This window comes from Mesorhizobium sp. (genome assembly GCF_005063415.1).
Classification (GTDB): Bacteria; Pseudomonadota; Alphaproteobacteria; order Rhizobiales; family Rhizobiaceae; genus Mesorhizobium.
Window position 1 is genome coordinate 12,384 of the sequence record NZ_SUEG01000061.1, and the last position, 8,440, is coordinate 20,823.

Below are 8,440 nucleotides of genomic sequence, written 5' to 3' on the forward strand. Positions count from 1 at the left end.
GGCCTTTAGACCTTGCGAGGCATCGACGATGAACTCGATGGTACCGGCGCCGGAATAGCGGATTGCTTTGGCGGCTTTCACCGCCGCCTCGGTCATCGCCTTGCGCAGTGCCGGCGTCATGCCCGGGGCAGGCGCCTCCTCGATCACCTTCTGGTGGCGGCGCTGCGCCGAGCAGTCACGTTCGTGAAGATGTACGGCGTTGCCGAAATTGTCACCAAACACCTGCACTTCGATGTGGCGCGGCTTGTCGACATATTTTTCCACCAAGACGCGGTCGTCACCGAACGCGGCTTTCGCCTCGCGCCGCGCGCCCGACAGTGCTTCCGAAAAATCATCGGGATGCTCGACGCGCCGCATGCCTTTGCCGCCGCCGCCGGCGCGCGCCTTGATCAGTACGGGGTAGCCTATCTCGCGCGCCTTGGAGGCGAGCAACACGATCTCCTGCGCTTCGCCATGGTAGCCCGGAACGACAGGCACGCCGGCCTTTTCCATCAACCGCTTGGCAGCGTCCTTCAGTCCCATGGCACGGATCGAGGCCGCCGACGGCCCAATGAAGATCAGCCCAGCCGCCGCGACCTGGTCGACGAAATCGGGGTTTTCCGAAAGAAAGCCGTAGCCCGGATGAATGGCCTCGGCACCTGTGGCCAAGGCCGCCGCGATGATCTTGTCGCCGCGCAGATAGCTTTCGTTGGCGGGAGAGGCGCCGATATGCACCGCTTCGTCGGCCATTTCGACATGCAAGGCGTGAGCATCGGCGTCGGAATAGACGGCGACGCTGCGCACACCCATCCTGCGTGCCGTGCGGATCACCCGGCAGGCGATCTCGCCACGGTTGGCGATCAGGATCTTGGCGAACATCGGGCCTCCACAGGCAGAGCTGCCGCCAACGGCGCGAATTCTCGTCACGCGAGCTGCGGCAATGCCCTGCTTTGTAGTCTGGCGGTCAAAGGGTAGGCAAGCGAGGCCTGCCTACTTTGAGGCCGCGATTTCGCAAGCTCCCCCGGTCGTGACCTTGTAACGGTTGCGGGTGGCCTGGCAGGATTTCATCGCCATATCCTCGGCAGCCTTTTGCGACGGCGCATTCAAGCGTGAGCCGCACAGGATGTACAACGAACGCACCCGGGAATACGGAGTGGTCGCATAAGCTGAATGGCCGCTGGCCGCCACATAGGCCTTATATGCCTTGGTGCATGGCCGATCCGCGGTTGCCGGAAAATACGGGTAGAAGCGGACGTCGCCCTTGCTTCCAGCCAGCGATTCCGCGGCGCCGACATTGGGGCTCGAGATTAGAAGCAACCCAGCTATTAGCGTGAGGACTGCTTGTTTGATGCCTATAGACTTCATTTTTTCCCACCCGCTGAAAACGTCGAAGGCCGACGAGTGTCGGCCTATTTGGAGGCAGCTATGGCGCAGGCCCCTGCAGTCGTGACCTTGTACTTGCTGCGCGCGGACTGGCAGGACTTCAACGCCAGCGCTTCCGCAGCCTTCTGGGACGGCGCATTGAGATGAGCACCGCAAATAATGAATTCGGTTGCCCAGTTAAACGGCGTCATCGCATAGGCCGAGTGACCGCCCGCTGCCACATAGTCCTTGTAGTCCTTGCCGCAGCCTCCGATTGTACCCGGTGCAAAATAGACCGGAAAACGGCTGTCGCCCTTGCTTCCCGCCAGCGATTCGGCGGCGCCAACATTCGGTCCAGAGGCCACGAGCAGTGCAAGTACCGAAATGGCTGTTCGCCTGATGGATAAAGATTTCATTGCCCAACCCATTTGAAAAACCCCAACACTGTAGATATTCGCTTATTTAGAGGCGGCGATTTCGCAGCCCCCACCTGTTATAACCCTGTAACTGTTGCGGGTGGCCTGACAGGATTTCAACGCCAATTCTTCGGCAGCTTGCTGTGACGGTGCATTCAAGCGCGAGCCGCAGATGATGTACAGCGAACGCACCCGGGAATACGGGGTGGTTGCATAGGCTGAATGGCCGCCGGCGCTACATAGGCCTTGTAGGCCTTGGTACATTCATCCTTTGGGTTCTGCGGCAAATAGGGATAGAAACGGGTCTCGCCCTTGCTTCCCGCCAACGACTCCGCTGCACCGATGCCAGGCGTCGCTAATATAAGCAACCCCGCAAGTATCTGCACAGTTGTTCTCTGAAAAACCCACCGCCTCATCTTCGCCCAATCCCCATTGGTATTTGCGATGATCAATAGCCGCGATTCTTTCGTCTGGCCAGATCAAGAAGCAAAAAATAGTTATGGAGATGTGGACGGGTGCCGCCGGCGCAGGGTCACATCCTGCCGAGTGCAGCAACGACCCGCTGATACAATTCGGCCGTCGGCTCGTCGAAGCAGCAGAAAATGACGGTTTCCGGAACGATGCTCTGGCCGATGAAGGCGCTCACGGTACCGACAGCAATTTGCGTCGCCTGATCCTTTGGATAGCGGTAGACGCCAGTCGAGATCGCAGGAAACGCCACCGTCCGGCAGTCCTTTGCGGCGGCGATTTCGAGCGACCGGCGATAGCAGGAGGCGAGCAGTTCGGCTTCTCCTTTGCCGCCGCCTTGCCAGACCGGCCCGACCGTGTGGATGATGTAGCGCGCGGGCAGCTTGTAGCCCTTGGTGATTTTTGCGTCTCCGACCTTGCAGCCATTCAAGGTCCGGCATTCGGCCAGAAGCTCGGGGCCGGCCGCGCGGTGAATGGCGCCGTCGACGCCGCCACCGCCGAGAAGCGAGGTGTTGGCGGCGTTGACGATGGCATCGACCGCCAGCTTCGTTATGTCGCCGGTTTGAATGCGAATCCTCGGGCCGGTTTCGCTCATCTCACATCCTGAACACGCCGAAGCGTGTCTCCTCGATCTCGGCATTGAGCGCGGCCGAAAGGCTGAGCGCCAGCACTTCGCGGGTCTTGGCCGGGTCGATGATGCCGTCGTCCCAGAGCCTTGCCGACGAATAGAGCGGGTGACCTTCATGCTCGTACTTCATCAGGATCGGCTTCTTGAATTTCGCTTCCTCCTCGGCGCTCCATTCTCCGCCCTTGCGCTCGATGCCTTCGCGCTTGACCACGGCCAGCACCGTTGCCGCCTGCTCGCCGCCCATCACCGAAATGCGGGCATTCGGCCACATCCACAGGAAGCGCGGTGAATAGGCGCGTCCGCACATGCCGTAATTGCCGGCGCCGAACGAGCCCCCGATGATCATCGTTACTTTCGGCACCTTGGCGGTGGCGACCGCCATCACCAGCTTGGCGCCGTCCTTGGCGATGCCGCCGGCCTCGTATTTTCGCCCGACCATGAAGCCGGTGATGTTCTGCAGAAAAATCAGCGGAATCCTGCGCTGGCAGCACAGCTCGATGAAGTGCGCGCCCTTCAGCGCGCTTTCCGAAAACAGCACGCCATTGTTGGCGACGATGCCGACCGGCATGCCGCTGAGGTGGGCGAAACCGGTGACCAGCGTGGTGCCGTAATTCTGCTTGAACTCATCGAACTCGGAGCCGTCGACGATGCGGGCGATCACCTCGCGCACGCCGTAAGGCTGGCGCAGATCCGTCGGTACGATGCCGTAGAGTTCATGTGGATTGTGAAGCGGCGGAATCGATTTCTTCAGAGCCAGGTTTACAATTTTGTTCCGATTCAGGTTTTTGACGATACGCCGGCATATGGCCAGCGCATGCTCGTCGTCGAGCGCATAGTGGTCGGCAACGCCGGAGAGCCTTGTGTGCACGTCGGCGCCACCGAGGTCCTCGGCGGTGACGTCCTCGCCGGTGGCCGCCTTCACCAGCGGCGGGCCGCCGAGAAAGATGGTCGCCTGGTTGCGCACGATGATTGTCTCGTCCGACATCGCAGGCACATAGGCGCCGCCGGCCGTGCATGAGCCCATGACGCAGGCGATCTGCGGAATGCCGGCCGCTGACATGTTGGCCTGGTTGTAGAAGATCCGGCCGAAATGATCGCGGTCGGCAAACACCTCGTCCTGGTTGGGCAGATTGGCGCCGCCGCTGTCGACCAGATAGACGCAAGGCAGATTGTTCTGTAGCGCGATCTCCTGTGCACGCAGATGCTTCTTCACCGTCAGTGGATAATAGGTGCCGCCCTTCACCGTGGCGTCGTTGACGACGACCATGACTTCGGTGCCTTCGACGCGGCCGATGCCGGCGATGAGGCCGGCCGAAGGGATGTCCTCGCCATACATCGACCAAGCGGCGAACTGGCCGATTTCGAGGAAGGGCGAGCCTGTATCGAGCAATTGCGCGAGGCGTTGCCGGGGCAGGAGCTTGCCGCGGGAGACGTGCCGCTCACGCGCCTCTTCCGAGCCACCGCGCTCGATGGCGGCGGCTTTTTCAGCAATGTCGGCGAGCAGCGCCCGCATGCGCTCGGCATTGGCGCGGAAGGCGTCGGAGGCGGGCGAGATCTGCGAGGCGAGGGGGGCCATGGCGCTACCGGATCAGCTCGATCTTGCAGCCGACATCGAGGTCGCCCCAATCGCGATCGGCGGTGACAGCAATAGCGTTCTCGCGAATTGCCAGCGCTAGGCAGGCCCGATCGCCAAGCGACAAGCCGCGATGCCGCGTCGATTGGCGGAGCTGCCCGGCCGCGATGCCCATCGCGTCGTCGAAAACGGCAATCGGCATGCCGAGACTGGCGAGGTCGTCCGCGGCCTGTTCCATGCTGCGACCCTTGTCGATCAGCTTGGCGATGATTTCGGCCGCATTGACTGAACTGCATTGTGCGTCCGGCGCGAACCCCAAAGCATTGTCGGTGCCTTGCTCGTTGAGCAGGATTGCGAGCGCCGCCGAGCTGTCCATGACGTAGGGCTTCATTTCGCCCGCTTTCCCGTTGTCCCTTCGGCGTGAAGCCGGTCGAGACGCTTGTCGCTTCGACGCTGCTCTTCCCGCCGCTCCTTCAGAAATTCGTCGACGACGCTTTCACCGGGCTGTTTCAGCGCTGACAATTCGGCCTGGACCCGTCGCAGATTCTGCAGCCACGATCTTACCCGCAGCTCGCCGCTTTCGACATGAAGGATCATGTCCTCGCCAGGCTTCACGCCCATCTCCTCGCGCATCGCGGCAGGAATGACGAAGCGCCCGCCCTCGCCAAGCTTGACGCGCTCGCGTTTCGTGGGAACCCGAAGCTGTGGTTGGCGAGCGTCGGCGTCGAACCTTGCTTGCGGATCTTCGTCAAATCCGGACTTTCCAGTTCTGCCCGCCATGGTTCGCCTCGCCTGGATTGTGGCACATATTCCGAAATATGCCACATCGTGCGGCTTCTGGCAAAATCTCAACAGAATGCCACTAGGTATCCTCCGCCATGATTTCCCGCCCGATCAGCCAGCGACGGATTTCGCTGGTGCCGGCACCGATCTCGTAGAGCTTGGCGTCGCGCAGCAGCCGGCCGGTCGGGTAGTCGTTGATGTAGCCGTTGCCACCCAAAAGTTGGATGGCGTCGAGCGCCATCAGCGTCGCCTTTTCGGCGGCGAAGAGAATACAGCCGGCAGCATCCTTGCGGGCCGTCTCACCGCGATCGCAGGCGGCGGCTACGGCATAGACGTAAGCGCGCGCCGCGTTCATCGTCGCGTACATGTCGGCGAGCTTGCCTTGCACTAGCTGGAACTCGCCGATCGGCTGGCCGAACTGCTTGCGTTCATGCACATAAGGGATCGCCACGTCGAGGCACGCCGCCATCAGCCCGATCGGGCCGCCGGCAAGCACGGCGCGTTCGTAGTCGAGGCCCGACATCAGCACCTCGACGCCGCGCCCTTCCTCGTGCAGCACATTGTCGAACGGCACTTCGACATTCTCGAACACCAGCTCGCCGGTGTTCGAGCCGCGCATGCCGAGCTTGTCGAGCTTTTGCGCCACGGAAAAACCGGCAAAGGCCTTTTCGACGATGAAAGCGGTGATGCCGCGCGAATTGAGTTCCGGATCGGTCTTGGCGTAGACGACCAGCGTCTCGGCATCCGGCCCGTTGGTGATCCACATTTTGGTGCCGTTGAGTACATAGCGATCGTTGCGTTTTTCGGCGCGCAGGCGAAGCGACACCACATCGGAGCCGGCACCCGATTCCGACATCGCCAGTGCGCCGACCTTTTCGCCGCTGCAGAGCGAAGGCAGATATTTTTCCTTCTGCGCCTGCGTTGCCCAGCGGTTGATCTGGTTGACGCAGAGGTTGGAATGGGCACCGTAGGAGAGGCCGACCGAGGCGGAGACGCGCGAAATCTCCTCCATCGCCACGACGTGGGCGAGGTAGCCCATGCCGCTGCCGCCGAAATCGGGATCGGCGGTGATGCCGAGGAGGCCGAGCCCGCCGAGCTCCGCCCACAGATGTGCCGGGAATTCGTTCGAGCGGTCGATTTCGGCGGCGATCGGTGCGATCTTTTCCTGGGCGAAGCGCCGCACCAGGTCGCGCAGTGCCTCGATGTCTTCGTCAAGCCCGAAGTTGAGCGTATGCGTGTACATGCCGTTCCTCCCGGCGCACGATCCCGAAAATCGGGATCATGCGCGAAATCAAGTTGCTAGAGCGTCCTTTGCGCGCCCGAATAGAGGCGCGGCGTCGTAGCTCGTTGTCGCGCCATCGTTCTTTGCTCCAACAAGGCGCATTGTCATTGCTAGATATGTAGCAGTGACTTCGGCGATCGACAGCCGCTCGCCCGGCCGGAACCAGACGATGACGCCGGTCATCATCTGGATCAGCGCCATGGCGGTGAGCCCGGTGTCTTCGATGCTGAACAAGCCCGCTTCGACGCCGTCGCGCAGGATGGCGCGCAGCTCCTTCTCGTAAGCCGCGCGCATGCGCAGGACCTGCGTGAGTTTTTCGTGCGACAGGCTGCGCAGCTCCATGTTCGAAACATGGGTGGAATGGCGACGTTCGACGTGGAAAGCGATGTGGTTTTCGACATAGGCGGCGAGCAGCGCTGCCGGATCGGCGCCGACAGGGCGTGTTGCGCGCCACGTCTCGATCAAGCCTTCCATATGCTCGCGCATCAGCGTGAACAGAAGGTCCTGCTTGGTCGGGAAGTAGCGGTAAAGCGCCGCTGCCTGGACGCCAACCTCGGCCGCCAGCTGGCGCATCGACATCGCCTCGTAGCCGAGACGCGCAATCAGGCTGACCGCCGCCTCGCGGACCGCAGCTTCGGTCTTCTCTCCGTCGGAACCGGTCGTACGCGCCATGACAAGCCGCCTTTTTCGCGGACAATAAAACAAACGTTCAATTAATTCAAGGAGCGAGGTATGTCCGGGCAGGGCAATGGCTTCAGGTTTGCTCTATCTGCACCCTGGAGATTTTGTGCGATGGAAGCGAATGAGCAGGATCATGCCTTGCTAGGCAACAATCCTGAAACCCGCGGACATGTCGCGAGCCTCGATCTCCTCGACATCGACCTTCGAAACCGCTGCCCCTGGCGGTCCTTGCCAAAGCCGTTCGATCATTGTCGAGACCGCCGCACCCGTCCCTGCAATCAAGGCTGTCACCGAGCCGTCAACTTCGTTGCGCACCCACCCGGCAAGGCCAAGCGCCGACGCCTCGTGCCGCGCCCAGACCCGGTAGCTGACGCCTTGCACCTTGCCGTATATGCGTACCTGCACCGTCCGGTCGTCCATCGCGCTCTCCATCTTTTGAGTCGAGTCTGGCGCAGCGTCTTGCAAATTCAACCGCGCCGCGTGCATCGAAGGCCTCTCTGCCGATCGCGATCCGCCAGCTTCACGTGCGAGATGGGCGGCGTCTCCATCGAATGATTGACTAAGTCAAATAATAGGCGATCATGGTCCTTACGGAGCGATCAGCCCGAAGGAGGTCGACATGCCGGCCGATCGGAATGCCCTTGTCGCGGAGATCCGCGGCTTCAATCGCTTTTACACGCGGCTGATCGGGCTGCTCGACCAGACCTTGACGCACAGCGCCTATACGCTGGGCGAGGCGCGGCTGCTGTTCGAATTGGGCCGCCGATCCCATGCTGCCGCCAATAGCGGCGGTGAGGCAGGGTTTCTTGCGCGGGCATTCCACCTCGATCTCGGACCGGCAGCCTCCGAAATCGCTGCCGAGCTCCGGCTCGATCCGGCGTATGCCGTACGCGTCCTGAGGAGGTTCGCCGCCGCTGGCCTGACCGAGATGCGCACTGACCCAGCCGTTCGGCGCAGACGCATCCTGTCGCTGACCGCTCGCGGAAGTGGGGAGCTCGCCAGGCTTCAGGCTGCGGCGGATCGCGACCTCGCCCGGCTGACGGGCGGGCTCGCCGATGAAGCGGCTGCCGAATTATCGGACGCCTTGAAGCGCGTCATGCGCCTGCTCGGGGAGAAATAGCGGGCAGCACTGGGGTCCCGGCGTTGCGCTCTTCAGTTCCCCCGCGCTGCTGCCAGTGCGCCAGGCAGTTCCTCGGCAAAGATGTCGAGCTCGTGGTCGAGGCCGACGCTGACCCGGATGCAGCGGTCGAGCACCGGCACCATCGGCT

General features: G+C 62.1%; 11 protein-coding genes and 1 pseudogene. 1 reads left to right on the plus strand and 11 read right to left on the minus strand.

From position 1 onward, the window contains the following. The 10 genes from E5W70_RS17385 to E5W70_RS17435 form a co-directional block, all read right to left on the minus strand. Positions 1-858: biotin carboxylase N-terminal domain-containing protein (locus E5W70_RS17385; RefSeq protein ID WP_292660057.1), on the minus strand; the 858-nt coding region annotated here is incomplete at its 3' end. A gap of 111 nt (positions 859-969) precedes the next feature. Beyond that, positions 970-1,344: a hypothetical protein gene (locus tag E5W70_RS17390; RefSeq protein WP_292660060.1), complete on the minus strand. Its 375-nt coding sequence runs from the start codon at positions 1,342-1,344 to the stop codon at positions 970-972. 44 nt (positions 1,345-1,388) lie between these two features. After that, positions 1,389-1,757, minus strand: a complete 369-nt coding sequence (locus E5W70_RS17395) for a hypothetical protein (protein ID WP_292660063.1) — start codon at positions 1,755-1,757, stop codon at positions 1,389-1,391. Between the two features lie 532 nt (positions 1,758-2,289). Continuing rightward, positions 2,290-2,820 (minus strand): O-acetyl-ADP-ribose deacetylase, encoded by a 531-nt coding sequence (locus E5W70_RS17405; RefSeq protein ID WP_292660066.1) that lies wholly within the window; start codon positions 2,818-2,820, stop codon positions 2,290-2,292. A 1-nt stretch (position 2,821) separates the two neighbouring features. Continuing rightward, positions 2,822-4,429 (minus strand): carboxyl transferase domain-containing protein, encoded by a 1,608-nt coding sequence (locus E5W70_RS17410; RefSeq protein ID WP_292660068.1) that lies wholly within the window; start codon positions 4,427-4,429, stop codon positions 2,822-2,824. Positions 4,430-4,433: 4 nt separating this feature from the next. Then, complete coding sequence (locus tag E5W70_RS17415; protein WP_292660069.1) at positions 4,434-4,817, minus strand: type II toxin-antitoxin system VapC family toxin; 384 nt, start codon at positions 4,815-4,817, stop codon at positions 4,434-4,436. Continuing rightward, positions 4,814-5,206 carry an AbrB/MazE/SpoVT family DNA-binding domain-containing protein gene (locus E5W70_RS17420; protein WP_292660071.1) on the minus strand — a complete coding sequence of 131 codons (393 nt, stop codon included), beginning with the start codon at positions 5,204-5,206 and terminating at the stop codon, positions 4,814-4,816. The genes E5W70_RS17415 and E5W70_RS17420 overlap by 4 nt, the downstream gene beginning before the upstream one ends. An 82-nt stretch (positions 5,207-5,288) precedes the next feature. Then, on the minus strand, positions 5,289-6,452 hold the full coding sequence (locus E5W70_RS17425) for an isovaleryl-CoA dehydrogenase (protein WP_292660073.1): 1,164 nt from the start codon (positions 6,450-6,452) through the stop codon (positions 5,289-5,291). A 48-nt stretch (positions 6,453-6,500) separates the two neighbouring features. After that, positions 6,501-7,163, minus strand: coding sequence for a TetR/AcrR family transcriptional regulator (locus tag E5W70_RS17430; RefSeq protein ID WP_292660078.1), 663 nt, complete (start codon positions 7,161-7,163; stop codon positions 6,501-6,503). A 150-nt stretch (positions 7,164-7,313) separates the two neighbouring features. Next, the gene (locus tag E5W70_RS17435) at positions 7,314-7,592 is read right to left on the minus strand and encodes an acylphosphatase (protein ID WP_292660080.1); all 279 of its coding nucleotides are present in this window, start codon (positions 7,590-7,592) and stop codon (positions 7,314-7,316) included. Positions 7,593-7,791: 199 nt separating this feature from the next. On the opposite strand from E5W70_RS17435, the gene E5W70_RS17440 reads away from it, so the two are divergent. Next, positions 7,792-8,292 carry a MarR family winged helix-turn-helix transcriptional regulator gene (locus E5W70_RS17440; protein WP_292660083.1) on the plus strand — a complete coding sequence of 167 codons (501 nt, stop codon included), beginning with the start codon at positions 7,792-7,794 and terminating at the stop codon, positions 8,290-8,292. 32 nt (positions 8,293-8,324) lie between these two features. Here E5W70_RS17440 and E5W70_RS17445 read toward each other — a convergent pair. Then, positions 8,325-8,440, minus strand: a pseudogene (locus tag E5W70_RS17445) (pyridoxal phosphate-dependent aminotransferase); the annotation flags it as partial.

Bases quoted from the DNA above. Each gene is read 5' to 3' on its own strand.
- E5W70_RS17395 (WP_292660063.1), bottom strand. From the start codon at position 1,757: ATGAAATCTTTATCCATCAGGCGAACAGCCATTTCGGTACTTGCACTG.
- E5W70_RS17440 (WP_292660083.1), top strand. From the start codon at position 7,792: ATGCCGGCCGATCGGAATGCCCTTGTCGCGGAGATCCGCGGCTTCAAT.
- E5W70_RS17390 (WP_292660060.1), bottom strand. From the start codon at position 1,344: ATGAAGTCTATAGGCATCAAACAAGCAGTCCTCACGCTAATAGCTGGG.
- E5W70_RS17410 (WP_292660068.1), bottom strand. From the start codon at position 4,429: ATGGCCCCCCTCGCCTCGCAGATCTCGCCCGCCTCCGACGCCTTCCGC.
- E5W70_RS17425 (WP_292660073.1), bottom strand. From the start codon at position 6,452: ATGTACACGCATACGCTCAACTTCGGGCTTGACGAAGACATCGAGGCA.
- E5W70_RS17430 (WP_292660078.1), bottom strand. From the start codon at position 7,163: ATGGCGCGTACGACCGGTTCCGACGGAGAGAAGACCGAAGCTGCGGTC.
- E5W70_RS17435 (WP_292660080.1), bottom strand. From the start codon at position 7,592: ATGGACGACCGGACGGTGCAGGTACGCATATACGGCAAGGTGCAAGGC.
- E5W70_RS17420 (WP_292660071.1), bottom strand. From the start codon at position 5,206: ATGGCGGGCAGAACTGGAAAGTCCGGATTTGACGAAGATCCGCAAGCA.
- E5W70_RS17415 (WP_292660069.1), bottom strand. From the start codon at position 4,817: ATGAAGCCCTACGTCATGGACAGCTCGGCGGCGCTCGCAATCCTGCTC.
- E5W70_RS17405 (WP_292660066.1), bottom strand. From the start codon at position 2,820: ATGAGCGAAACCGGCCCGAGGATTCGCATTCAAACCGGCGACATAACG.